The organism is Elioraea tepida, from assembly GCF_019203965.1.
In the GTDB taxonomy this organism is placed as follows: domain Bacteria; phylum Pseudomonadota; class Alphaproteobacteria; order Acetobacterales; family Acetobacteraceae; genus Elioraea_A; species Elioraea_A tepida.
Genome location: NZ_CP076448.1, coordinates 3,036,551 through 3,061,464 on the forward strand (window position 1 = coordinate 3,036,551; position 24,914 = coordinate 3,061,464).

Consider the following 24,914-nt stretch of genomic DNA (forward strand, 5'->3'; position numbering starts at 1 on the left):
CACGGGGGGAGCGTGGCGCGATGCGCGCGCGATCTCTGGTCGGGCGTGCTGAAGGCGAACCGCCTTCCGTTGCTCGCGACGCGTCGAGCGGTCGGACCGGCCGCGCCGCGCGCTCGTATGGCGTGCCTGCGCCCTGCCGACGCCTCGCGAAACGCGAAGGGCCGCCCCTTGCCGGGGCGGCCCTCGTCAGCAGACCAGGGAACGGCTCAAGCCGAGCGGAGGTTTGTCGCAGCCGGCTTGCCGCGCTCCATCGAGACCTCGAAGCTGACCCTCTGGCCCTCGTTCAGGCCCGAGAGACCGGCGGCCTGAACGGCGGTGATGTGCACGAACACATCCTTGCCGCCCTGGTCGGGCACGATGAAACCGTAGCCCTTGGTCGGGTTGAACCACTTGACGATTCCGGTGGCCATCTCTGGCGCTCCTTCGCTTGACGTGACGCCGCGCGACCGCCGCACGGCGGGAGACAACCGGGTGTTCGGGGAGTGAGCCTCAGGCGCCCGGTAGCCTCGTGGTCCGGAGAGCCGATCGGTCAGTCGAGCCAAACGCGATTGCGCCACCAACACGCGCAGGGTTTCGCCCGCCGGTCAACCACAATCGCACGGCATCGCGGCCGCCAAGCGGCGGGCGGGGGCGTGACGATGAGCACGGCGGGGCGGCAGAAACGAAAAGGGGGCCATCCGCGGATGGCCCCCGATCGGTTCCGCCACGGCCGCGTGGCCGGGGCGCTGCCGGTCAGATGGCGCGCAGCATCGCGGCCGCTGCCTTGCCGCGCTCCATCGAGACCTCGAAGCCCACCTTCTGGCCCTCGCTGAGGCCCGGGAGGCCTGCCGCCTGGACGGCGGTGATGTGCACGAACACATCCCTCCCGCCCTGGTCGGGGACGATGAAGCCGAAGCCCTTCTGGGCGTTGAACCATTTCACGGTGCCTGTGGCCATGTGGCCCTCCTTTGGAACAGCACGTCACGTCGGGCGAACATCGCCTGACGTCGGAACAACCGGGATTTTCGGAAGCGAAGGTCGAGGAGCCCGGTGTGAGCCGGAGTTCCGCCAAGGCCGAACGCGCGAAACGCACGATTGCATTGCCATGTGCGCAGGTCGCAGCGGACGGGTCAAGCACAATCGGCCGCTTGCCGACCAGCCATGCGAAAAGGGGGCGCCCCATCGGAGCGCCCCCTCGACCTGATCCGGCAGGCGATGGCCCGGTCGCCCGGGCCATCCTGGGGCGATCAGAAGTCCATGTCGCCCATGCCGGCGCCAGCGCCACCGGCCGGCGGGGTCTTCTTCTCCGGACGCTCGGCGACCATCGCCTCGGTGGTGATGAGCAGCGAGGCGACCGACGCGGCATCCTGAAGTGCCGTGCGCACGACCTTGGTCGGGTCGATGATGCCGGCCTTCACGAGGTCCTTGAACTCGCCGGTCTGGGCGTCGAAGCCGAAGTTGTAGTCGTCGTTGTCGAGCACCTTGCCGAGGATGACCGCACCGTCCTCACCAGCATTGGCGCTGATCTGGCGCAGCGGCGCCGTGATCGCCTTGCGGACGATCTCGATGCCGTAGCGCTGGTCATCGTTGTCGACCTTGACCTTGGACAGGATCTGGCTCGCGCGGGCAAGCGCGGTGCCACCACCCGGAACGATGCCCTCCTCGACCGCCGCACGGGTCGCATGCAGGGCGTCGTCCACCCGGTCCTTGCGCTCCTTCACCTCAACCTCGGTCGAGCCGCCCACACGGATCACGGCCACGCCGCCCGCGAGCTTGGCAAGCCGCTCCTGCAGCTTCTCGCGGTCGTAGTCGGAGGTGGTCTCCTCGATCTGCGCCTTGATCTGGTTGCAGCGGCCCTGGATGTCGGCCTTCTTGCCGGCACCCTCGACGATCAGCGTGCTCTCCTTCTCGATCACGACCTTCTTGGCCTTGCCGAGCATGTTGAGCGTGACGTTCTCGAGCTTGATGCCAAGATCCTCGCTGATCACCTGGCCGCCGGTGAGGATCGCGATGTCCTCGAGCATGGCCTTGCGGCGGTCACCGAAGCCAGGCGCCTTCACGGCCGCGACCTTGAGCCCGCCGCGCAGCTTGTTCACCACGAGGGTGGCGAGCGCCTCGCCCTCGACATCCTCGGCAATGATCAGGAGCGGCTTGCCGCTCTGCACCACCGCCTCGAGCAGCGGCAGCATCGGCTGCAGGCCCGAGAGCTTCTTCTCGTGGATGAGGATGTAGGGGTTCTCGAGCTCGGCGATCATCTTCTCCGCGTTCGTGACGAAATACGGAGAGACGTAGCCGCGATCGAACTCCATGCCCTCGACAACGTCGAGCTCAGTCTGGATGCCCTTCGCCTCCTCGACCGTGATCACGCCCTCGTTGCCGACCTTCTGCATCGCCTTGGCGATCATCTCGCCGATTTCGCGCTCACCGTTGGCCGAAATCGTGCCGACAGCGGCGACTTCGTCAGAGGTCGAGATCTTCTTCGAGCGCTTCTTGAGGTCCTCGACGACCACGGCCACGGCCTTGTCGATGCCGCGCTTGAGGTCCATCGGGTTCATGCCGGCAGCGACCGCCTTCGCGCCCTCGCGCACGATCGCCTGGGCGAGAACGGTGGCCGTCGTCGTGCCGTCACCGGCGACGTCGTTGGTCTTCGAGGCCACCTCGCGCACCATCTGCGCGCCCATGTTCTCGAACTTGTCGGCGAGCTCGATCTCCTTCGCGACCGTCACGCCGTCCTTCGTGATACGGGGCGCGCCGAAGCTCTTGTCGAGCACAACGTTGCGGCCCTTGGGCCCCAGCGTCACCTTCACAGCGTCAGCGAGGATGTCGACGCCGCGGAGCATCCGCGTGCGCGCATCCGCGCCGAACTTCACGTCTTTTGCGGGCATGTCTTCTCGTCCTTGTTCCTGATTGGGGTTTCGACGTCAGAGGAGCATCCGGCGAGAGATCAGGCGGCCTTCTTCTTCGCGGCCGAGACCTCGATGACCCCCATGATGTCGCTCTCCTTCATGATCAACAGCTCTTCGCCGTCGATCTTCACCTCGGTGCCGGACCACTTACCGAACAGAACGCGGTCACCCACCTTCACGTCGAGGGCCACGATCTCGCCCTTCTCGTTGCGGGCGCCGGGGCCCACCGCCACCACCTCGCCCTCCATGGGCTTCTCCTTGGCGGTGTCGGGGATGATGATGCCGCCTGCCGTCTTCTCCTCGGCGGTCACGCGGCGCACCACCACACGGTCGTGCAGGGGACGAAACTTCATCGGGAGCTCTCCTGGCGTTTGATCAAGGACATCCCCGTGCGCGCGCACCGGCAACTGACCGTTGCTAGCACTCGCGCCCGAGGAGTGCTAACGATCTAGGCCTAGCCCCGCGCCAAGTCAAGGGTGGCAGCACTCCGGGCGATCTGCTGCCAAGACCCTGATAACGCGACGTTTTTTCTTTCCGTGCCACGCTTCTTGCTGGCATCCTTCCCGATCCAGGGAATGGGGCGCCAGCACACAAAGGTATGGAGGAACAACCTGATATGACCGTCTCGCTCTCTCGCCAGCTCCAGGGATACAGGCTGACGACCGCGAAGATCCTCTACCACCTTCCCGACCATCCGAGCCTTCTGCAGACCTTCGTCTGGCAGAACTTCGACCTCGCCCCCCGGTTCCCGGAACTGAACCGCTTTCTGGCCTTCTGGCAGCGCGAGATCGAGGGAAAGCTGCACTCGGTGAGCGTCGCCTCCGCCGAGCTGATCAGCCCGGTGGAGCTCCGCTTCGCCCAAGGCGTGTTCTCGCTGCACTGACCGCGCGCTAGGGCGCGTCGTTGAGACCGGCCGCCGCCGCCGCCTCGCGCGCCTGCCGTCCGCGTCGGAGGAGCCAGAGCCCGAGCGCGGCGGAGCCTGCGAACAGGGCGAGCCCGAGCGCGAGCTGGACCGCGCCATCCACACGCACGCCCTTGCCGAGCAGCGCGAACACCACTGTCTGCGGGACGTAGCCGATCGCCGACCCAAAGAGAAACGGGCCGAGCGGCACCCCCGACAGCCCGGCGAGGAGGTTGAGGGCAAGGTTGTTGCCCACCGGCAGGAGCCTCAGCGTGAGCGTGGCGGTGAACGGGTTCGCGGCGATGAAGCGGTCGAGCCTCGCGAGACGCCCCGAAAAGGCCCGCTCGATTCGCCGCCTGGCCCACTCCCGCCCGACGGCGCGCGCCCACAGGAAGGAGCCAGCACACCCGATCACCATGGCCGCAAGCCCGAGCAGCGACCCCATCAGAGCGCCGAAGGCCGTCCCGCCCGCGAAGGCGACCGCCTGACGCGGCACCCCGACCATGCAGGCCGCCGCGCCGAGGACCACGAAGACGAGCTCGCCGGGGATGCCGAGTCGGGCCGTCGCTCGGCCGAGGAAGCCCGGGTCGAGCACGCCCCACTCGCGCAACGCGCGCAACAGCACGCCGGCTGCGATCAAGCCGCCGAGCAGCAGGATCGGCTTGCCAAGCCGGGCGAGGCGCACCCGTCAGGCCCCTTCGTCGCGGCCGGGAAGGCGGATCGCAACCGGCCGCTTCCAGCGCCGCTGCAGCCACATGACGCCGAAGAGGTCGGCCACGCCGACGGCGAGCCGGTCGAGCGTGCCGTAGTTAGAGCGACCTCGAAGCCTCGGGCGGTGGTTCACCGGCACGCTCACCACCCTCCCGCCGGCGCGCAGGAACAGCGCCGGCAGATAGCGGTGCATGTGGTCGAAACGCGGCAGCTCGAGGAAGTCCTCACGTCGGAACAGTTTCAGCCCGCAGCCGGTGTCGGGGGTCGCGTCGCCGAGCAGCGCCGCTCGGACCCGGTTCGCGATCCGGCTTGTCAGCCGCTTCACCGCTCCGTCCATGCGGTGGACGCGATGGCCGGCCACGAGCACGGGGCCTTCTGCGGCCTCCGCCTCGGCGAGCGCGCGGCGGAACAGGGCGGGGATGTCCGCCGGGTCGTTCTGCCCGTCACCGTCGAGTGTGGCGATCCACGTTCCCCGCGCGGCCTTCACGCCGGAGATGATCGCCGCGCTCTGGCCGAAGGAGCGCGGGTGGCGAATCCGCACGAGCCCGCCCATGCGCGCGGCCTCGGCGAGCCGGTCGGCCGTGTCATCGGTCGAGCCGTCGTCGACATAGACGATCTCGACCCCGCCGAGCGGAGCCGTGGCGGCGCGGATCTCCGCGATCAGGGGGAGGATGTTGGGCCCCTCGTTCCGCACCGGCACCACCACGGAGAGAAGCGGCCGCGCGGTGTCTTCCGGCGCGGGTGCCGGCGCCTCGGTCTCGGGCGCGTGGCTCTTCATGCTGGCGTGCTGTGCGGCTCCGGAGCGTGTCGCTCGGTCGGGGCTGACCGGATGCGGGGACTGCTTGATTTCGCCCCCTCGCGCGCCATACCAGAGGGGCAGGGGGGCGGCAAGCGAGGCGCCGCCCCGAAGCTCGCAAGCGCGAGGACCGATCCCGACAATGCCCTTCGACACCACCTGGCCGCCGCTTGACGCCGACACTGCCGAGCGGGAGCGGGCCGGTGATGCCGCCGTCGCCGCATGGCTCCTCGTCGTCGCCGGCATGATCGTGGTGATGGTCGCGCTTGGAGGCGCGACGCGGCTGACCGGCTCTGGCCTCTCGATTATGGAATGGCGGCCGCTCACGGGGTGGCTGCCGCCGCTGTCGGAGGCGGAGTGGAACCGCCTGTTCGCTCTCTACCGCACGATTCCGCAATATCTCGAGGTCAATCGCGGGATGGACCTCGCCGGCTTCAAGGAGATCTTCTGGCTCGAGTATCTGCATCGGCTGTGGGGCAAGCTGATCGGCGTCGTCTTCGCCGGCGGCGCACTCGCGCTCGCGCTTGCGGGGCGGCTTCGCCGGAGCCTCTGGCCTCGGCTCGCGCTCCTGTTCGGCCTCGGCGCGCTGCAGGGCCTGCTCGGCTGGTTCATGGTCGCCTCCGGCTTCTTTCCCCATCGCACTGCGGTCAGCCCCTACCGGCTGACGATGCATCTCGGCCTCGCCTTCCTCATCTTCGCCGCCGTGCTTTGGACGGCGCTCGACCTGTTGCCGAGCCAGCGATCCGGCCGCGTGGCGCCACGGCCCCTGCGGGCGAGTGTTCATGTCGCCGGGGCGCTCGCGGTGGTGACGATGATTGCCGGCGGGTTCGTGGCCGGCACGCGGGCAGGGTTCACCTACAACACCTTCCCCCTGATGGACGGGGCCCTGGTGCCGGCGGGCTATGGCGATCTGAGCCCCTGGATCCTCAACTGGTTCGAGAACCTCGCCGCCGTCCAGTTCAACCATCGCCTGCTCGCGACGGCGACGCTTGCCGCCGCCCTTGCGGCCGCAGCGTTCGCTTGGCGCGCCGGGCCGCCGTGGTGCGCGCCCGTGCTTGTCTTCTCGGGTTTGGTCGTCGCGCAGTACCTGCTCGGTATCGCCACCCTCCTGCTCGTCGTGCCGGTCACGCTCGGCACGCTGCATCAGACGGTCGCGGTGCTGCTCGTCGGGGCGTTCGTCGTCTGCGCCCACCGCTTGCGCCCGGCTGTAGCATGATCACCGCGTGATGGAAGGCGGCGAGGGAGATACAACCGCCTCCTTGCAGGCCGAGGTCGAGGTCCTCAGGATCGCCTGCGCGATGCTTGAAGATCGCGAGCGGCGACTGCGCGACTTCGCCTATGCATCGGGCGACTGGTTCTGGGAACAGGACGCGTCGCTGCGCTTCACCTGGCTCTCGCAGCGTGACGTTCCTCCTGGGGGAGATGTGCTCGCGCCGAGGCTCGATGACCCGATGCTCGGCCGAACGCGCGAGGAGAACGCCATCCGCGAGCCCGGTGACGAGGCGATGTGGGCACGCCATGCGGAAGACCTCGCCGCGCGCCGGCCGTTCCGTGACCTCACCTACCGCTCCAGGCGCGGCGCCAACAAACCCCTCTGGGTGCGGATCAGCGGCGTGCCGGTGTTCGGACCGGATGGCACGTTCCAGGGCTATCGCGGTATCGGCCGCGACGTCACTGCCGAAATGGAGGCGACGCTTGCGGCGCGGCGACAGACCGCTCTGCTTCGCGATACGCTCGACCGTCTTCCCGTCGGCATCGTCCTCTATGACGCCGAGCGCAGGTTGATCTGGGCGAACGCCACCTATGGACGCATGGCTGGCGTCAACCCTCAGATCCTCCGGCCCGGGCGGACGCTCGAGGAGATCGTGCGCGACTTCGCCAAAGCCGGCGCCTACGGCCCAGGTGACCCGGAGGCCGAGGTCGCGGCCGTGCTCGCGATCGACCGGACGCGCCCGTTCCGGCGCACGCGCCGGATGCCCGACGGGCGGAGCATCGACGTGCGCTACGAGCCGATGCCGGATGGCGGCCACGTGATCTGTGCCCTCGATGTCACGCCGCTGATCCAGGCGGAGGCGGAGGCACGCGCCCGCGCGCTTGAGCTCGACATGGTGCTCTCCCGGCTGCGCAGCGGCGTGTGCGTCTTTGGGGGAGATCGCAGCGTCCGGCTCTGCAACAGCCGCTACACGGAGCTCCTCGGCCTTCCCGTGGACTCAGTCCGCCCAGGCACGACTTTGGCGGCGGTCCTGCAGCTGCTGCGCGACCGCGGCGAGTTCGCCTCGCTCGACGCCGACCGCTACGTCACCGAAGTGCTCGCGCGCGACCGTTCGCGGCCGAACCACCTACGCCGGGTGAGGCCGAACGGTGCAGTGCTCGACATCGTCTCCGACCCGCTTCCCGACGGCGGGTTTATGATCACCGTGACCGACATCACCGCGCTGGCCCGCGCCGAGGACGAGGCGCGCGCGCGGGCCGCGATGCTCGATGCCATCCTCGACAACCTGCCCCACGGCGTTGCCGTCTATGATCGGTCCCGGTCGGTGACGATGTTCAACCGCGCCTATGCCGAGATCATGCGCGGCGCGCCGATCGCGATCGGCGATACGCTCGAGGCGGTGATCCGACGCCGCGCCGCCGCCGGGGAGTACGGGCCGGGCGACGTCGACGCCGTGATCGCGCGCGAGCTCGGGCGCGACCTCTCGGTGCCGCAGCGCCGCCGGCGGGTTCGCCCGAACGGCACTGCGGTCGATGTCCGCACGGCACCGCTGCCGGACGGCGGCCATGTCTCGGTGGTGACCGACATCACGCCGGTGGTCGAGGCAGAGGCGGAGGCGATGCGCCGGGCGGCGATGCTCGATACCATGCTTGAGCACATCCGCCACGGCATCTGCATGTTCGACCGCGACCGCCGTGTCGTGATCGCGAACCGGATGGCCGCTCAGCTTCTGCAGCACCCGCCTGGCTTCCTCGTTCCGGGCCGGACGCACGAGGAGATGATCGGCGCGCTTTTGGCCCGCGGCGAGCTCGGCGAGGGCGAGGCGGCGGAGCAGCGGGCGCGCGCGTTGCTGACCCAGGATCGCTCCATCGCCTCGATCTATCGGCGCACGCGCAACGACGGCCGGGTCCTCGAGGTCAGGTCCGACCCCACCCCGGACGGCGGCTTTGTCATCACCTACACCGACGTGACCGACCAGACCGCCGCCGAAGAGAGCCTGCGCGCCGCGAAGGAGCAGGCGGAGGCCGCGAGCCGCGCCAAAAGCCAGTTCCTCGCCACGATGAGCCACGAGTTGCGCACGCCGCTCAACGCGATCATCGGCTTCTCCGAAGCGTTGATGCGAGACCCGGGAAGGCATGGGTCTGCGAAGATCGCCGAGTATGCCTCATCCATCAACGAGGCCGGCCGCCACCTGCTCGCGCTCATCAACGACATCCTCGATGTCGCCCGCATTGAGGCGGGCAGGATCGACCTCGCCGAGGACCGCGTCGACATCGGGCGGCTCGCCGAGAGCTGCCGGCGCCTGATGGAGCCGACGGCACGCACCATGGGCGTGACACTCACCCTTGCCGTTCCGCCCGACCTCCCGCCGGTGCGGGGGGATGAGCGTCGGCTTCGCCAGGTGCTGCTGAACCTCGTCTCCAACGCCGTGAAGTTCTCGGGCTCGGCCGGCAGCGTCAGGGTCTCCGCCCGAGTCGAGGAGGATGGCCGGCTCGTCGTGGCGGTCTCCGACAACGGCGTGGGCATCGAACGCTCGGAGCTCGAGCGGGTGTTCCAGCCCTTCACGCAGCTCGACAGCTCGCTGTCGCGCCGTTTCCAGGGAAGCGGGCTCGGCCTCTATCTCTCGCGTGCTCTGGTCACTGCCCATGGCGGCACCCTTCATCTCGAAAGCCCTGGGCGGGGGCAGGGCACGACGGCGGTGATGACGCTTCCCGCAGGCCGCGTCCTCAGGCCCGTTGCCGCACCCTCCCTGACCGCGACCCGTTCACCGAGGAGCAGCCTTCCATGAGCCATCTCGAAACGACCGATAGGCTGTTCTTCGGCCGTGAGGAGAGCCGGATCGACCGCGAGAGTGCGGCGCAAATCACCGCGGATGCTCTCGCCGGCATGGACGACGGCGAGCTCTTCCTCGAATACCGCGAGACCGAGGCGCTCGCGCTTGAGGACGGTCGGATACGCTCGGCGAGCTTCGATTCGGCACTCGGCTTCGGGCTGCGCGCCGTCTCGGGCGAGGCGGTCGGATACGCCCATGCGGGCGAGATCAGCGAGGCGGCGCTCCGCCGGGCGGCGGAGACGGTGCGGGGCGTGCGCACAGGACGCGGCGGGACAATGGACATCGCGCCGCGTAGCACCAATGCCCGACTCTACGTCCCGGACAACCCGGTTGCCGGCGTGGATTTCGCGGCCAAGACGGCTCTGCTCGGCGAGATCGACGCCTATGCCCGGGCCCACGACCCGCGCGTGGCGCAGGTGATCGCGACGCTCGCGGGCGAATGGCAGGCGGTGCAGATCCTGCGCGCCGACGGCGTGCGGGTGGCTGACCTGCGCCCGCTCGTGCGGCTCAACGTGACCGTGGTGGTTGCCTCGGGAGGTCGGCGCGAGAGCGGTACCTACGGCACGGGCGGACGGTATGGCTATGCCCCTCTTCTCGACCCGGCGATTTGGAAGCGTGCGGTGGACGAGGCGCTGCGCCAGGCGCTGGTCAATCTCGAGGCCGTCGCTGCCCCGGCGGGAGAGATGGAGGTGGTGCTCGGCCCGGGCTGGCCGGGGATCCTCCTGCACGAGGCGGTCGGGCATGGGCTCGAGGGGGACTTCAACCGCAAAGGGATCTCCGCCTTCGCGGGCCTCGTCGGCCAAAGGGTGGCAGCGCCCGGTGTGACGGTGGTCGATGACGGCACGCTGCCCGATCGCCGCGGCAGCCTCACCGTCGATGACGAAGGCACGCCTTCCGGCCGAACAGTGATGATCGAGGACGGGATCCTGCGCGCCTTCATCCAGGACCGGCAGAACGCCCGGCTGATGGGTGTTTCGCCGACCGGCAACGGCCGCAGGCAGTCCTTCGCGCATGCGCCGATGCCCCGCATGACCAACACGATTATGCTTGGCGGGGATCATGCTCCGGAGGAGATCATCGCCTCCGTCGGCCGCGGCCTCTACGCCGTCAATTTCGGCGGCGGCCAGGTGGACATCACCTCCGGCAAGTTCGTGTTCTCCGCCGCGGAGGCCTATCTCATCGAGAATGGGCGGATCGGCCCCCCCGTGAAGGGAGCGACACTGATCGGCAACGGGCCTGACGCGCTGACCAAGGTGACGATGATCGGCAATGATCCGGCGCTCGACCCGGGGATCGGCACCTGCGGCAAGAACGGCCAGGGCGTGCCGGTCGGCGTCGGCCAGCCGACGCTGAAGCTGCGCGGCCTGACGGTCGGCGGCACGGCGGTGCGCTGAAGCGGGTCTCGAACGTCGCTCCTGCGGCAGCGATTCGCACTGTCGCGAGGCGCATCAGCGCGCACGTCCAAGGTGGCCATAACTCGCGACGATGGTGCCGCCGTCGTGCCCCGCCCGATGGGCGGCGCGACATGCGATCCGTCACCGGATCGAACCGGAACCGGCCTGGGTCTTGGGCCCGCCGGCCAAACCTTGCGTCGCCGTCGTCGTGCCGAGGCGACCTGCCCGCTCCGCTACAGCGCGCCCTCGACGAAGAGGCGGGAGACGTCACCACTCCAGACGGTCTCGTAGCACTCGAGCCAGCGGTCGGCGAGCGTCCGACCTGTTGAGGCGATCTCCTCGAGCGGCGCGAGATACACCTCCTCGCCCTTGTCGCGCGCGACGAGGCCGCGTCGGGCGATCGCCACCACCTCCTGCGCAAGCCTCTGCACGGTGCCGTCACACCACGGCGCCGCGAGCCCGAGCCGGGGAACCTCGCGGTGCAGCGCCTGGAAGTCGCCGCAAGGATGGTCGGTGATCAGGGCGAGCGCCTCTGCCTGTGCCGCGCGGTCGTAGAGCAGGCCGGTCCAGAGCGCAGGCAAAGCCATGAGCATCTCAGGCGGGCCCGAATCCGCCCCGCGCATCTCGAGATAGCGCTTGAGGCGAACCTCGGTGAAGACGGTGGTGATGTGGTCGGCGAAATCGCCCATCGTCGGCCGCTCGCCCGGAAGGCCCGGCAGCCGCCCGGCGAGGAAGTCGCGGAAGGATTGTCCCGCGACGTCGATGTAGCGGCCGTCGCGCACCACGAAGTACATCGGCACGTCGAGCAGATACTCGACCCATCGCTCGAAGCCGAACCCTGGCTCGAACACGAAGCTCGGGATGCCGCAACGATCCGGATCGGTATCGGTCCAGACATTCGCGCGGAAGCTTCGGAACCCGTTCGGCCGGCCCTCAGCGAAGGGCGAGTTGGCGAAGAGCGCGATTGCGACCGGCTGCAGCGCGAGCGAAATACGGAATTTCTCGACCATGTCCGCCTCGCTCTCGAAGTCGAGGTTCACCTGAACGGTCGATGTGCGCAGCATCATGTCGAGGCCGAGCGCGCCCCGCTTCGGCATGTAGCGCCGCATGATCGCGTAGCGGCTTTTCGGCATCCACGGCATGTCCTCGCGCCGCGCAAGCGGGTGGAAGCCGTGCGGCAGGAAGCCGAGCCCGAGCCGCTCGCCAACCGCGCGCGCCACAGCGAGATGCTCGTCGAGCTCTGCCTTCGTCTCGTGCAAATCAGCCATCGGCGCGCCGGAGAGTTCGAGCTGGCCGCCCGGCTCGAGCGACACGTTGGCGCGCCCGCGCCTGAGCCCGATGACGTTGCCGTTGTCCAGCACCGGCTCCCAGCCCGTCTCGGCGATGCCCTCGAGCAGCGCGCGGATGCCGTCCTCGCCCTCATAGGCAGGGGGCGAAAGGTCGGAGCGCCGGAACGGGATCTTCTCGTGCTCGGTCCCGATCCGCCACGCCGAGCGCGGCTTCGCTCCGCCCGCGATGTGCTCGACCATCTGCCGCAACGAGGTGATGGGTGTGGCGTCGGCTTCGGAAGGTCCCGACATGCTGGTGCTCGTCTTGTCTCGTGTGCGGGCGCAGGAAGGTGGCCTGAACCGGGCCGGGGTTGGCTCAGCGGAGGTGGTGATCGCGCGGCCCGCCCGCCACCCAGTCCCCTGCAAGCGCCTGGAGGATGGCGAGTGTTGCCACGGCGGCCGTCTCTGCCCGGAGGATGCGGGGCCCGAGCGAGGCGACGCGACAGAAGGGGAGATCGCGCACGCCGTCAAGTTCGCGCGGAGCGAACCCGCCCTCGGGGCCGACCAGCACGGCCCACGGCCCGGCCGCGGCGGTGCGCAGAACCGTCCCGACCGGCGGAGCGAGGCCGGATTCGTCCGCGACGAGCAGGAGGCGGTGCGGGTCCCACCCGGCGAGAACGGTGGCGAGACGAGCCGGCTCGGCGATCGCGGGAACGTCGAGGCGCCGGCACTGCTCCGCCGCCTCGGTCGCGATCGCGCGAAGCCGCGGCGCATTGGTGCGTGTGACGGCACTGCGTTCGGCCGTCACCGGGAGGATCCGCGTGACGCCGAGCTCCGTCGCCTTCTCGACCATCCATTCGAGGGTTTCGCGCCGAAGCACAGGCGCAAGCAGCCACAGATCGGGCGCCGGCTCCTGTGGTCGGGTTCTCTCCTCGAGCGCGAGCGTCGCTCCCCTGCCGAGTGTCGTGATGCGCGCGCGCCACTCGCCGTCGCGGCCGTTGAAGACGAACACCAAGTCGCCTGCTGCGCGTCGCATCACGGCGGCGAGATAGTGCGTCTGCTCCGGGGCAAGGCGGATCGTCGCGCCCTCGGCGAGCGGGTCGGGAACGAAGAGGCGGATCGGGCTCACGCGGTTGCGTCCACGAGCGAAGCCGCCAGACTATAGCGGCGATGCCGACCGCACATCCCGCCCCCGAGGCGACCGACCAAGGCGCCGCCGCCTCGGACATCCGTCCGCACGGCCTCGTCGCACTGCTTCCCTCCGCGTGGCGGCCCTACGCTCTGCTCGTTCGGCTTGATCGGCCGATCGGCACGTGGCTCCTGTTCCTGCCCGGGCTTTGGGGGCTCGCTCTCGGCGGCGCGCCGTGGCCCGACCCCTGGCTCGTCGTCCTGTTCGGCGTCGGCGCGGTGGTGATGCGCGGCGCTGGCTGCATCGTCAACGATCTGTGGGACCGTGACATCGACCGGCGCGTGGCGCGCACCGCCGGCCGCCCGCTCGCCGCAGGCGTGCTGTCGGTGCGCGAGGCGCTCGCCTTCCTGTTCGCTCTCCTGTGCCTCGGGCTCGCCATTCTTCTTCAGCTCACGCCGGCGGCGATCCTTCTCGGCGTCGCCTCGCTCGTGCCGATCGCGATCTACCCGGCGATGAAGCGCATCACCTGGTGGCCCCAGGCCGTCCTCGGCCTCACCTTCAACTGGGGGGTGCCGATGGGACATGCGGCGGCGACGGGTGAGGTCTCCGCTGCGGCCCTGGTTCTCTACGCCGCCGCCGTGTTCTGGACGCTCGGCTACGACACGATCTACGCGCATCAGGACCGCGAGGACGACGCTCTGGTCGGCGTGCGTTCGACCGCGCGCCTGTTCGGGGAGGCCACCCGACCTTTCCTCGCCGCCTGCTATGCCGCGACGGTCGCGCTCGCGGCAGTGGCTGGCATGATGGCGGGACTGTCGGCGCCCTACTTCGTGGGGCTTGCTGTCGCAGCCGCGATGCTCGCGTGGCAGGTCGCCCGACTTGCAATCGATGATGCCCCACTCTGCGGCCGGCTGTTCCGGGCCAATCGCAATGTCGGCCTCGTCATCGCCGCTGCCATCATCGCCGGCCGGGTCGCGTGACGGAGGACGAGGCCCGGGCGTTCATCCGCGCGCAGACACGTCCCGCATGCCCACCGCTCGCGCCTGAGCTGACGCTGCACCTTGCGACGGCCGTCACGCCGCTTTGGGAGGCGACAGAGGAGATGCTCGCTCAAGCTCGGCTCGAGCCTCCGTATTGGGCCTTCGCCTGGCCGGGCGGGCAGGCGCTTGCCCGGTACGTCCTCGATCATCCGGAGCTGGTGCGCAAGCGGGCGGTGCTCGACTTCGCCGCTGGGTCAGGCCTTGCCGCGATCGCCGCCGCGCGCGCCGGAGCTCGGCATGTCGTGGCGGCCGAGCTCGACCCGCTGGCCGCGGTGGCGGCTCGGCTCAACGCGGCCCTGAATCACGTCTTCGTCGAAACGGTCACCGGCGATCTTTGCGCAGAGCCGCCGGCGGGCTGGGACGTGATCCTCGCCGGAGATGTCTGTTACGATGCACGGATGACCGCGCGCGTGGTGCCCTGGCTCCGCAGCGCCGCTGCCCGCCCGGGCACGCTCGTGCTGCTGGCCGACCCGGGCCGCGCCTACCTGCCGCGCGAGGGGCTCGAACCGCTTGCCGCCTTCGACGTTCCGGTGACGCGCGAGCTCGAGGACCGCGAGGTGCGCAGGGCGGTCGTCTACCGGCTCATGCCGCCCTGAAGGACGGCATGGCGCCGAGGGTTGGCGTGGCGGCTGTGCGCGAACGAGACCATGGGCTGGTCCTGGCCAGCCTGAGTGCTGGCCGGGATCAGCGGCACATGAGAAGCGTCAGCATCGCATGCTCGAGCACATGCCGCGTCACGCCGCCGAGGATGAGCTGGCGCAGGCGCGAATGGCTGTAGGCGCCCATCACCTGGAGGTCGGCGCCGAACTCGGCAGAGGATGCGAGCAGCCCTGCGCCGACCGAGCCGTTCAGCGGCTTGAATTGGGCGCTTTCCGCCTTGATGCCGTGCCAGGCGAGATACTCGATCAGGCCGGCCGCATCGGGCCCGCGCCGCTGGTATTCGTCGGCGTGGAGCACCCGCACGGCTTCGGCGCGCTCGAGCCACGGCAGGGCGGCGGCGACGGCGGCGGCGCTCTCCGCGGTGCCGTTCCACGCGACCGTGATGCGCGTTCCGAGCGTGGCAGGAGCCGTCTTCGGCGTCACCATCACCGGCCTGCCGCTGTCGAACAGCACGGCATGCAGCGCATCGGACGTCGAGACATCGTCTCCGGCCTCTGGATGGGCGATCACCACTAGGTCGGCGAGGCGGGCCTGCTGGGCGATGACGTCCTCCTCGCGGCCGACCACGGTTCCGAAGCTCGCGGTCATTCGCCCCGCCGAGAAGGCGGCGGCCGGGTCGGAGACCGCGGGAATGCCATGCTCGGCGATGTAGCGCGCGAACATCTCCTGGACGCTTTTGGCGCGTTCGGCGCTCTCGCGCTCGGTCGCGGCCATCATCTCCTCGATCATCGCGCCCGAAAGCCCCTCGCCGGCAAGCGGTGCGACATCACGCGGGTCGATCCGAACATGCAGGCCGTGCACATGCGCCTGCCAGATCCGCGCCGCCATGAAAGCGGTGGCGAGGGCCGCCTCGCCAGCGGCGGTTCCGATCACCGGAACCAGGAGCTTTCGGTATGCCATCAGAGCCCCCTGTTCGTTGCGCTTCGTGTCGGCCGACGAACCTATCACGCCCGAATCGCCGCATTCACCACGGCCTCCGCACGCTCTGCAAGCTCTTGCGAGGCGGCATCGAGCCGCGCCCAGGAGATTGGCCCTGGGTCGCGTGCGGCGAAGGCGCGGACGACGGCCGGGTCGGCGTCGGAGGCGTCGCCCCTGCGTGCGGCAAGCCGCGCCTCGAGCACCTCGAGCGGCGCCTCGAGCCACAGCCCCGCGAAGGGAACGCCGGCATGTCGGGCAACCTGTTCGATCTCGTGTCGTTCCGACTCCTTCAGGAACACGGCATCCAGCACCGCCGCGTGGCCGGCTGCGAGAGCCTCCGACGCGAGCGAGGCAAGCGCGTCATAGACTGCCGCCGCGGCGTCAGTGGTGTAGGCCGAGGCGGGAAGCCGCTCCTCCGGTGCAATGCCGGCAAGCCGCTTGCGATGCTCGTCGCTGCGCAGAACGAGCGCGCCCGGGGCGGGGCCGAGGCCGGGCGCGAGGCTGCGGGCGAGCGTGGTCTTGCCCGTTCCCTGCAGGCCGCCGATAGCGACGAGCACCGCGGGCGATGGCCGCAGATAGGCCAGGGCGGCGCGGAGAAACGCCTCGGCCTCGGCGCGTTCGCCCATCCGTGCGGTGACATGGGCGCGCACCATCGCCCGTGCTGAAAGGTAGAGCGGCAGGCCACCGACCAGGGCTGCGTCGCCGGTGCGCGCGACATAGCGGCCGAGCACGCGGTTCGATGCCGGCCGGCCTGCGCGTCGGTCGAGGTCCATCAGCAGGAAGGCGAGATCGTAGCCCGTGTCGATGGTTGCGAGGGCCTCGTCGAACTCGAGCGCATCGAACGGAACCGGGCGGCCCTGCCAGAGGCAGAGATTGCCGAGGTGCAGGTCGCCATGGCAGCGCCGAACGAAGCCGGACGCTGCGCGCTTCGCAAGATGGCTGCCGAGCCGGGCGAGGGTCGCTCCCGCTTGCCGCTCCCACGACGTGACCGACGCGGGGTCGAGGCCTGCGTCCCGGGCGGCAAGCGCGTTGCCCGCGACCACCCGCGCCATCGCACAGCCGAGATCCCAGTCGGAAACGGGAGGAAGCGAGGCGTGGAAGGCGGCGATCGAGTCGGCCAGGGAGTCGAGCAGGGCAGGGCCGAGCCCGCCGCGAGCCGCCACCCGGTCGAGGAAGTCGTCCTCCGGGATACGCGCCATGCGCACCACCCAGTCGAGCACCTCGCCCTCGCCGCCGAGCGCGAGCGTGCCGTCGGCGCGGCGGACCACCGCCACGACATCGCGGTAGAGGCCGGGTGCCGCAGGAGCGTTGAGCGCGACCTCCCGACGACAGAAGACTTCGCGCGCGGCGAGGGTCGAGAAGTCGAGGAAGGAGAGGCGGACCGGCTTCTTCAGCTTCCAGACCGTGTCTCGCCCGAGGAACACGCGGCTGATGTGCGTCTCGATGGGCGGGCCGCCTGCGAGTGCGGCGAGGAAGGCGACGACCTCCTTCTGGCCATCGCCGTGGCCGCTCACGGATAGAGCATCTCCGTCCGCCATGGCGCGTCCGGTCCTTCGCGCGAGAACAGGAGCCGTTCGTGCAGGCGGAAGGGCATGTCGCGCCAGAACTCGATCCGCACCGGCACGAGCCGGAAGCCGGACCAGAAGGGCGGGCGTGGGATCTCGCCAACCGCGAACTTGAGCCCGAACTCGGCCACGCGCTTCTCGAGCGCGAGCCTGCTCTCGAGAGGGCGTGACTGCTTCGACGCCCAGGCGCCGATCCGAGATCCACGCGGGCGGGACGCGAAATAGGCGTCCGCCTCCTCTGCGGAGACGGGCTGCACCCTGCCCTCGATGCGCACCGAGCGCGTCAGCGTCTTCCAGTGGAAGCAGAGGGCGGCGTAGGGGTTCGCGGAGAGCTCGGCTCCCTTGCGGCTCTCAAGGTTCGTGTAGAAGACGAAGCCGCGCGCATCGACGCCCTTGAGAAGGACCATGCGCGCCGATGGCCGCCCGTCCGGCGTCGCGGTGGCGAGGCACATCGCGTTCGGATCGTTCGGCTCCGAGGCGGCGGCTTCCGCCATCCAGGCCTCGAAGCGGGCGATCGGGTCGTCAGTCGTCACGGTGTCGGGCATCGCCTGTCCTTGGTCCTGTTGCGCCGCACTTTGGCCCGGCGCGCGCCCCTGTCCAGAGCTCATCGGCTCGACCGCTTCGGCGGAAGCCTCTTGCCCGCCGCGCCCGAGGGTGCCACCAAGGCGGCCGCCATGAGACAGGACGTTGAGGCATGAACGAGGTCCGGGCAGCGGAAAGGGCGGCGGTGCCGACCGGCACTCTCATGCGTGGGCGCCGCGGCCTGGTAATGGGGGTTGCGAACGACCGCTCGATCGCCTGGGGGATCGCGTCGGCCTGCGCGGCCCAGGGAGCGACTCTTGCCTTCACCTACCAGGGCGAAGCGCTGCAGAAGCGGGTCGCGCCACTTGCGGCCTCCGTCGGGTCGGATCTCGTCCTGCCGTGCGACGTGACCGACGAGGCCTCGATGGACGCGACCTTCGCCGCGGTCGCCGAGAAATGGGGCAGGCTGGACTTCCTGGTCCATGCCATCGCCTGGTCGGACAAGGACCAGCTGAAGGGACGCTACATCGACACGACGCGGGACAACTTCCTGCGCTCGCTCGACATCTCCTGTTACAGTTTTACGGCATTGGCGCAGCGGGCGGTTCCTCTGATGGGCCCGGGCGGCGCTCTTCTCACCCTGACGTATCTTGGCGCCGAGCGGGTGACGCCGCACTATAACGTCATGGGCGTGGCAAAGGCGGCGCTTGAAGCGTCCGTTCGCTATCTCGCCGCCGACCTCGGCGGCCTTGGGATCCGCGTCAACGCCATCTCCGCCGGCCCGATCAAGACGCTCGCTGCCTCCGGGATCGGCGATTTCCGCTACATCCTGAAGTGGAACCAGTACAACTCGCCGCTGAAGCGCAACGTGACGATCGAGGATGTGGGCGGGGCAGGGGTCTATCTCCTGTCCGACCTCGCCTCGGGCGTCACTGGCGAGGTGCACCATGTCGATTGCGGCTACCACATCGTCGGCATGAAGGCGGTGGACGCGCCTGACATCTCGACGGTGTGAGCGACTTGGCCGGATCATCTTTCGGCACCCTTTTCCGCTTCACGTCCTTCGGCGAGAGCCACGGGCCGGCGATCGGCTGCGTGGTCGATGGGGTTCCGCCCCGCATTCCGCTGACCGAGGCCGACATCCAGCCCTGGCTCGACCGACGCCGCCCGGGCCAATCGCGGTTCACCACCCAACGGCGGGAACCGGACGCGGTGCGGATCCTCTCCGGCACCTTCGAGGGGATGACGACCGGGCACCCGGTGATGCTTCTGATCGAGAACGTCGACCAGCGCTCGAAGGACTATGGCGAGATCAAGGACCGGTTCCGTCCGGGCCACGCCGACCTGACTTACCACCTCAAATACGGCATCCGCGACTGGCGGGGCGGTGGCCGCTCGTCGGCGCGCGAGACGGCCGTCCGCGTTGCCGCGGGCGCGATCGCGCGCAAGATCCTCGGCGACGGAATCCGTATCCGTGGCGCTCTCGTGCAGCTGGGGCCGCACCGGATCGACCGAGCGAGATGGGACTGGGGCGCGGTGGAGGAAAACCCGTTCTTCTGCCCCGACCGGACAGCCGCGGCGCTCTGGGAGGAGTTTCTCGCCGAGGTGCGCAAGCGCGGCTCCTCCACCGGCGCCGTCATCGAGGTCGTGGCGGAGGGCGTGCCGCCGGGGCTTGGTGAGCCGGTCTATGCCAAGCTCGACGCCGAGCTCGCCGCGGCGATGATGGGCATCAACGCGGTCAAGGGCGTGGAGATCGGCGAGGGCTTTGCCGCCGCCGCTCTGTCGGGCGAGGAGAATGCCGACGAGATGCGAATCGACCAGGGAGGGCAGGTGCGGTTCCTTGCCAACCACGCGGGCGGAATCCTCGGCGGCATCTCGACCGGGCAGCCCATCGTCGTGCGCTTCGCGGTCAAGCCGACCTCGTCGATCCTCACGCCGTTGCGCAGCGTCGACAGCCACGGCCGCGACGTCGAGGTCGTCACGCGCGGCCGCCATGATCCGTGCGTCGGCATTCGTGCGGTGCCGGTCGGGGAGGCGATGATGGCCTGCGTGCTCGCCGATCATCTCCTGCGCCGACGGGCGCTCACGCCTGACGCCCCCGATCTGCCGATCCTGCCGCGACCTTGACCCGGCTCACGTGGCTTTGATTGTGCGGCGCAGCGTCGCCCTGCACATCATCAGGCTTGGGGAAGTGCTTAGCGCCCGTTTGACGTTGACGCCAAAGGGGTGGAGCTCATGCCCAGTTCAGCCATGAAGAGACGAGAGACAGCGAACGCGGCGGCGCGTCTTGTCGCGCTTGTCGGCAAGCGGCGCTGGAACGCGCGCATCGAGGAGGTGCGTGCTCGCGCTGCGGCGCAGCGGATCGCGGGTCGTGTCGTCGCCGAACGCCACGCTCTCGAGCTCGCCGTCGATCGCCTGGCCGCCGCGACGGCAACGCCGCGGACCCGCGCGGAAGCCGCCATCCTCTCCCTCGCCTCGGCGCTCGTTTCGCTCGCCGAGCGGCTGCCGCCTTCTGGCCAGGAGCGTCTCGCTACGGCGCTGGCTGCCGCCACCGAGGGGGAGGGAACGCTTGTGCCGCTGTTCCACCTCGTCCGTGTCGCCGCGCTCAACCGTGCCCGCGGCTTCACGGTCCGCTTCAGCGGCCTAGAGGAGGGCTCGATGCATGATCTCGTCATCGAGCGTGACGGGGCCGAAGCCGAGATCGTTGCCGCGGTTGTCTCGGCCGATGAGGGACGCTGGGTTCACAAGGGCGACTGGTTCGCGCTTGTCGATCGCCTCAACCCGGATCTCGAGCGTTGGCTCGCGGCCCACCCCGGGCGCTACCTTCTAAAGCTGACCCTTCCCGAAGGTCTCTCCGGCCCCGAAGGGCAGAGCCTCGTGCAGGAGCGGATCAACGCCCTGCTTGCTGAGGATCGGCGGAGCGACCACTCCGAGGCGGCCATCCTCAGGCTCGACCCCCTCCTGCTCGCTCAGAACGAAGCGAACCAGGCGGCTTTGATGCAGCGGCTTAGGGCGCAGTTCGGCCCCGAAGCCCATTTCGCGGTGATGGGGGGGGAGCGGTCGGTCTTCGTCATGGCCGCGCGGGCCGGGCGCGAGAATGAGGTCGCGGCTGTGCTTCGCCGCAGGCTCGCCGAACTTCCTGCGCGGCTCTCCGGGGGGCGCCCGGGCATCCTCGCCGTATTCATCGAGGATACGGATCGGACCGAGTGGCGCGGCTTGCGCGAGCGTCTCGAGATCGAGGGAGCGACGCGGAACTTTCTCACCGCCCCTGAGGCACGCCCCGTAATCGCCGTTACCTGCGCGAGCCGGTTCGAGCTCCTCGACATGCCGGAACCCGATGCGGCGCCGGGAGGCGAGCTCCGCTTCCGCAACCCCGCGCATCCGAAGGCGAAAGACGCCGCGCTTGCTCCGGCGGTGACCAACGCGGCCTAGCAGCCTGTCGGATTCCCGGGGTGCCTGGAATGGGGGCCTCTGCGGTGCATGACGCAGTTCATTCCGTTCAGCCGCGACCAGGCCTTCTTGTTGCCGCCGGATGCCAGGGACTGGCTTCCGGCCGATGATGTGGCGCATTTCGTGGTGGCGGCGGTGGAGCGGGTGCCGCTTGGCGCCTTCGCGGTGCGTCCGATCCCCGGCGGCAAGCCGCAGAGTATCATCCGCGCCTGCTGCTGGCGCTGCTGATCTACGCCTACGCCAACGGCATCTTCTCCTCGTGCCGGATCGAGCGGGCGACCTATCGCGACCTCGGCGTGCGCTACGTGGCGGCGAACCTGCACCCCGACCACGACACCATCGCTGCCTTCCGTCGCGCCAACCGCGCTGCCTTCGAGGCGGCCTTCCTGCAGGTGTTGCTGCTGGCCCGCGAGAGCGGCCTGCTTCGCCTCGGCACGGTGGCGATCGACGGCACCAAGATCGACGCCAACGCCTCCAAGATCCGCTCGGTGCGCTACGACCGGGCGAAGGACCTGCGCGCCAGGCTCGCCGCCGACATCGCCGAGCTGACCGCCCGCGCCGAAGCGGCCGATGCCGAGGATCAGCCCGACCCGCAGGCGCTGCCCGCCGAGATCGCAAGGCGCGAGGCGCTGAAGGCCAAGCTGGATGCCGCCTGCGCCCGGCTGGAGGAGCAGGCCCGCGCCGAGGCCGAGGCGAAGCAGGCCGCCGACGACGCCAAGACCGGCCGGCGCGGCCGTCCGCCCAAGCCGCCAGAGGACGACCCGCCGCTGACGCGGCAATCCAACCTCACCGATCCCGACAGCGCGCTGATGCGCCGCTCCGACGCGCATGAATACCGCCAGGCCTACAACGCCCGAGGCCCAGGTCTGCGCCGAGGGGTCGCAGTTGATCCTCGCCACCAACCTCACTGCCTGCCCCTCCGATGCGCCGAGCTTCGCCGCGACCATCCTCGGCATGAAGGACGGCCTCGGCCTGCCGACGACCGTCATCGCTGATGCCGGCTTCGCCTCCGCCGAGGCTGTTGCCGCCCTGGAGGCAAAGGGGATCGAGCCGCTGGTCGCCATCGGCCGCACCCAGCCGCACCGGCCCTACGACGTCCGCCCCCCGCCCGATCCGAAGCCGCCGCGCCGTATCAGCGAACCCTGGCGTCTGAAGATGCAGGCCAAGCTGGAGACCGAAGATGCCAAAGCCCGCTACGCCCGCCACACGCAGACCGTCGAACCCGTCTTCGGCATCATCAAGGCCGCCATCGGTTTCACCCGCTTCCGCCTCCGCAGCATCGCCAACGCCGCCGCCGAGTGGACCCTGATCGCTCTCGCCTACACCTCTGCCGCAGGCTCCATCGCCTGCAGCAGCCATGACCTCCCCACCCGACACACCAAAACATACGCCGCAGACCCAAACCCGACAGGCTGCTAGTGGTTTGATCGAGGTTGATGATTCCTTTGTTGGCCCAGACGTGGGAGTCTGGGCGGATGAGGGAAGGCGTTGAGGTCCGGCTCCGGCCGGGCGACCGGGAGCGGCTTGAAGGCGTGGTCTGCGACCGCAAGAGCCCGCGGCACCACGTCTGGCGGGCTCGGATCGTGCTGATGACCGCGGACGGCGCGGGCACGATGGCGATCCGCGCGGCGACCGGCAAAGGCAAACCCACGATCTGGCGCTGGCAGGCGCGCTCCATGCACGACGGTGCCGAGGGCTTGTTCCGCGACGCCCCGCGAGGCCGCGCCTTCGCTTCCACCTCGCCTGAGCAGATCGCCGCGGTGGTCGAACGCACGCTGCACGGCGACCCGCCAGCGGCGACGCACTGGACGTTGCGCTCGATGGGGAAAAGGCGAGCGGCCTGGCGCCGTCCACCATCCACCGCATCTGGCGCGAGCACGGCCTGAAGCCGCACCGGGTGGAGACCTTCAAGCTCTCCAACGACCCGAAGTTCGTCGAGAAGGTCCGCGGGCTGCAGGCAACGCCCGAAGGGCGGGACATCGTCGGCCTCTACGTCAACCCGCCCGAGCACGCCCTGGTGCTGTCGGTGGACGAGAAGAGCCAGATCCAGGCGCTCGACCGCACCCAGCCGGGACTGCCGATGAAGCGTGGCCGGGGTGCCACCATGACGCACGACTACAAGCGGCACGGCACGACAACGCTGTTCGCCGCGCTCGACGTGACGGCGGGCACGGTGATCAGCCAGCGCATGCTCCGCCACCGCGCGGCCGAGTTCATCCGCTTCCTGCGGCTGATCGACAAGCAGACCCCCGCCGAACTCGACCTGCACCTGATCCTCGACAACTACGCCGCCCACAAGACTGAGGCGGTGAAGCGCTGGTTGGCCCGGCATCCCCGCTTCCACCTCCACTTCACGCCGACCTCGGCCTCCTGGATCAACGCCGTCGAGGGCTTGTTCGCCACGCTGACAAAGCGTCGCCTGAACCGCGGCGTCTTCCGCTCCGTCATCGAGCTGAACCAGGCCATCCACGCCTATCTCAATGCCCACAACGCCGACCCGAAGCCCTTCCGCCGGACCGCGCCCGCCAACACCATCATCGGCACGCACCAGCGCGGGAAACCTTCGCTGGAATCACTCCACTAGCCAGCGCCTCTTCATCAAAGCGACGGAAATCGGTCGCGATCTTCCGATCAGGTTTTGCGACCCTGGCACGGAGCGCTGGCCCATGGACGACCACCCGGACGCCGCTCGTCTCGCGAAAGCCGAAGCCGAGCTCGACCGCCTCCTGAACGACCCGGATGCGGCATTCGACCCGCGCCGGGTCTGGTCGCTCCTCGCCGAGCTCACGGCCCGGGATGCGTCGCCTCACTGCCCGGACGTTATGCCTCCTTCCGCGCCGCGATCAGGAATTCCCGGTTCCCTTCCGGCCCCGTGATCGGGCTTTCCGTCGTGCCGAGCACGGTCCAGCCCGGGCGTTCGGCGAACCACGCCGTGATGCGCGCGACCACGGCACGATGCTGCGCCGGCGACCGCACCACCCCACCCTTGCCGACCGCTCCCGGCCCGACCTCGAACTGAGGCTTGATCAGCGCCACCGCCCACGCACCCGGTGTGCAGAGAGCGAGCGGTGCGGGCAGGATCACGGCAAGGCCGATGAAGGAGGCGTCGCACAGAAGGGCCTCGATCGGGTCGGGCACCTGATCCGCGGTCAGGAAGCGCGCGTTCGTCTTCTCGTGCACCACCACGCGCGGGTCCTGCCGGAGCTTCCAGGCGAGCTGCCCCTGCCCGACATCGACCGCATGAACCTTCGCCGCGCCATGGGCGAGCAAGACGTCGGTGAAGCCGCCTGTGCTCGCGCCGATGTCGAGGCAGACGCGCCCCTTCGGCGACAGGCCGAAATGCGCGAGCGCATGCGCGAGCTTGATCCCGCCGCGGCTGACCCACGGGTGTGCCTCGCCGCGGATCTCGAGGGCGATGTCCTCCGGTAGCAGCGTTCCGGGCTTGTCGAGACGCCGCTCGCCCGAGAACACCTTGCCCGCGAGCACAAGAGCCTGCGCCTTGGCGCGGCTCTCGGCGAGGCCACGGTCGAGCAGCAGTTGATCGAGGCGACGCTTCACGCACCCGCCCGCATGCGTTGGTCCGGCTCCGGCCGCGTGGCCAAGCCCAACCTGCCGAGGCTCGCGCCGGC

General features: G+C 69.6%; 21 protein-coding genes and 2 pseudogenes. 11 read left to right on the forward strand and 12 right to left on the reverse strand.

The genetic code is table 11. The features are described from left to right. Positions 1 to 206 precede the first annotated feature (206 nt). The 4 genes from KO353_RS14580 to groES form a co-directional block, all read right to left on the reverse strand. Complete coding sequence (locus KO353_RS14580) at positions 207 to 410, reverse strand: cold-shock protein (protein ID WP_218285506.1); 204 nt, start codon at positions 408 to 410, stop codon at positions 207 to 209. Between the two features lie 322 nt (positions 411 to 732). Next, entirely contained in the window at positions 733 to 936 is a 204-nt protein-coding gene (locus KO353_RS14585; RefSeq protein WP_218285507.1) for a cold-shock protein, read from the reverse strand. 290 nt (positions 937 to 1,226) lie between these two features. Then, on the reverse strand, positions 1,227 to 2,864 hold the full coding sequence (groL, locus tag KO353_RS14590) for a chaperonin GroEL (RefSeq protein ID WP_218285508.1): 1,638 nt from the start codon (positions 2,862 to 2,864) through the stop codon (positions 1,227 to 1,229). 59 nt (positions 2,865 to 2,923) lie between these two features. After that, positions 2,924 to 3,238, reverse strand: a complete 315-nt coding sequence (groES, locus tag KO353_RS14595) for a co-chaperone GroES (RefSeq protein ID WP_218285509.1) — start codon at positions 3,236 to 3,238, stop codon at positions 2,924 to 2,926. A gap of 263 nt (positions 3,239 to 3,501) precedes the next feature. Here groES and KO353_RS14600 point away from each other — a divergent pair, with 263 nt between their 5' ends. Then, positions 3,502 to 3,768 carry an usg protein gene (locus KO353_RS14600; protein ID WP_218285510.1) on the forward strand — a complete coding sequence of 89 codons (267 nt, stop codon included), beginning with the start codon at positions 3,502 to 3,504 and terminating at the stop codon, positions 3,766 to 3,768. 7 nt (positions 3,769 to 3,775) lie between these two features. Here KO353_RS14600 and KO353_RS14605 read toward each other — a convergent pair whose 3' ends face one another. Next, complete coding sequence (locus tag KO353_RS14605; RefSeq protein ID WP_218285511.1) at positions 3,776 to 4,471, reverse strand: TVP38/TMEM64 family protein; 696 nt, start codon at positions 4,469 to 4,471, stop codon at positions 3,776 to 3,778. 3 nt (positions 4,472 to 4,474) lie between these two features. After that, the gene (locus tag KO353_RS14610; RefSeq protein ID WP_218285512.1) at positions 4,475 to 5,275 is read right to left on the reverse strand and encodes a glycosyltransferase family 2 protein; all 801 of its coding nucleotides are present in this window, start codon (positions 5,273 to 5,275) and stop codon (positions 4,475 to 4,477) included. A gap of 160 nt (positions 5,276 to 5,435) precedes the next feature. Here KO353_RS14610 and KO353_RS14615 point away from each other — a divergent pair, with 160 nt between their 5' ends. The 3 genes from KO353_RS14615 to tldD are packed head-to-tail and all read left to right on the forward strand — an operon-like array spanning position 5,436 to position 10,733. Continuing rightward, a complete protein-coding gene (locus tag KO353_RS14615) occupies positions 5,436 to 6,509 on the forward strand; it encodes a COX15/CtaA family protein (protein ID WP_218285513.1) in 1,074 nt (357 codons plus the stop codon). Between the two features lie 10 nt (positions 6,510 to 6,519). After that, on the forward strand, positions 6,520 to 9,294 hold the full coding sequence (locus KO353_RS14620) for a PAS-domain containing protein (RefSeq protein ID WP_218285514.1): 2,775 nt from the start codon (positions 6,520 to 6,522) through the stop codon (positions 9,292 to 9,294). Then, a complete protein-coding gene (tldD, locus tag KO353_RS14625; protein ID WP_218285515.1) occupies positions 9,291 to 10,733 on the forward strand; it encodes a metalloprotease TldD in 1,443 nt (480 codons plus the stop codon). Before KO353_RS14620 ends, tldD begins: the two co-directional genes overlap by 4 nt. A gap of 233 nt (positions 10,734 to 10,966) precedes the next feature. Here the strand turns inward: tldD and KO353_RS14630 are convergent, their stop codons facing one another. Beyond that, positions 10,967 to 12,313 carry a glutamate--cysteine ligase gene (locus tag KO353_RS14630; protein WP_218285516.1) on the reverse strand — a complete coding sequence of 449 codons (1,347 nt, stop codon included), beginning with the start codon at positions 12,311 to 12,313 and terminating at the stop codon, positions 10,967 to 10,969. 64 nt (positions 12,314 to 12,377) lie between these two features. After that, positions 12,378 to 13,130, reverse strand: a complete 753-nt coding sequence (locus KO353_RS14635) for a 16S rRNA (uracil(1498)-N(3))-methyltransferase (protein ID WP_218285517.1) — start codon at positions 13,128 to 13,130, stop codon at positions 12,378 to 12,380. A gap of 41 nt (positions 13,131 to 13,171) precedes the next feature. Between KO353_RS14635 and ubiA the strand changes: the two genes are divergently transcribed. Both ubiA and KO353_RS14645 read left to right on the forward strand, forming a co-directional pair. After that, positions 13,172 to 14,110, forward strand: a complete 939-nt coding sequence (gene ubiA, locus KO353_RS14640; protein ID WP_218285518.1) for a 4-hydroxybenzoate octaprenyltransferase — start codon at positions 13,172 to 13,174, stop codon at positions 14,108 to 14,110. Then, positions 14,107 to 14,766 carry a class I SAM-dependent methyltransferase gene (locus KO353_RS14645; RefSeq protein ID WP_218285519.1) on the forward strand — a complete coding sequence of 220 codons (660 nt, stop codon included), beginning with the start codon at positions 14,107 to 14,109 and terminating at the stop codon, positions 14,764 to 14,766. Before ubiA ends, KO353_RS14645 begins: the two co-directional genes overlap by 4 nt. Before the next feature lie 88 nt (positions 14,767 to 14,854). Here the strand turns inward: KO353_RS14645 and KO353_RS14650 are convergent, their stop codons facing one another. From KO353_RS14650 to pdxH, 3 genes are read right to left on the reverse strand one after another with little or no spacing between them, the layout of a single operon-like run. After that, entirely contained in the window at positions 14,855 to 15,730 is an 876-nt protein-coding gene (locus KO353_RS14650) for a universal stress protein (protein WP_218285520.1), read from the reverse strand. A gap of 44 nt (positions 15,731 to 15,774) precedes the next feature. Continuing rightward, positions 15,775 to 17,262 carry a bifunctional aminoglycoside phosphotransferase/ATP-binding protein gene (locus KO353_RS14655; protein WP_235691902.1) on the reverse strand — a complete coding sequence of 496 codons (1,488 nt, stop codon included), beginning with the start codon at positions 17,260 to 17,262 and terminating at the stop codon, positions 15,775 to 15,777. Continuing rightward, positions 17,259 to 17,858 carry a pyridoxamine 5'-phosphate oxidase gene (pdxH, locus tag KO353_RS14660; protein WP_218285522.1) on the reverse strand — a complete coding sequence of 200 codons (600 nt, stop codon included), beginning with the start codon at positions 17,856 to 17,858 and terminating at the stop codon, positions 17,259 to 17,261. The genes KO353_RS14655 and pdxH overlap by 4 nt, the downstream gene beginning before the upstream one ends. A gap of 149 nt (positions 17,859 to 18,007) precedes the next feature. Here pdxH and fabI point away from each other — a divergent pair, with 149 nt between their 5' ends. The 5 genes and pseudogenes from fabI to KO353_RS14685 all read left to right on the forward strand — a co-directional run bounded on the left by fabI (position 18,008) and on the right by KO353_RS14685 (position 23,869). Further along, complete coding sequence (fabI, locus tag KO353_RS14665; RefSeq protein ID WP_218285523.1) at positions 18,008 to 18,850, forward strand: enoyl-ACP reductase FabI; 843 nt, start codon at positions 18,008 to 18,010, stop codon at positions 18,848 to 18,850. A gap of 5 nt (positions 18,851 to 18,855) precedes the next feature. Next, positions 18,856 to 19,962 (forward strand): chorismate synthase, encoded by a 1,107-nt coding sequence (gene aroC, locus KO353_RS14670; protein ID WP_218285524.1) that lies wholly within the window; start codon positions 18,856 to 18,858, stop codon positions 19,960 to 19,962. A gap of 123 nt (positions 19,963 to 20,085) precedes the next feature. Next, entirely contained in the window at positions 20,086 to 21,267 is a 1,182-nt protein-coding gene (locus tag KO353_RS14675) for a hypothetical protein (RefSeq protein WP_218285525.1), read from the forward strand. Between the two features lie 48 nt (positions 21,268 to 21,315). Beyond that, positions 21,316 to 22,646: pseudogene (locus KO353_RS14680) on the forward strand (transposase). Positions 22,647 to 22,760: 114 nt separating this feature from the next. Continuing rightward, positions 22,761 to 23,869 (forward strand): annotated as a pseudogene (locus tag KO353_RS14685) (IS630 family transposase). A 236-nt stretch (positions 23,870 to 24,105) separates the two neighbouring features. On the opposite strand, the gene KO353_RS14690 reads toward KO353_RS14685, so the two are convergent. After that, on the reverse strand, positions 24,106 to 24,843 hold the full coding sequence (locus KO353_RS14690; protein ID WP_218285526.1) for a TlyA family RNA methyltransferase: 738 nt from the start codon (positions 24,841 to 24,843) through the stop codon (positions 24,106 to 24,108). Positions 24,844 to 24,914 lie beyond the last annotated feature (71 nt).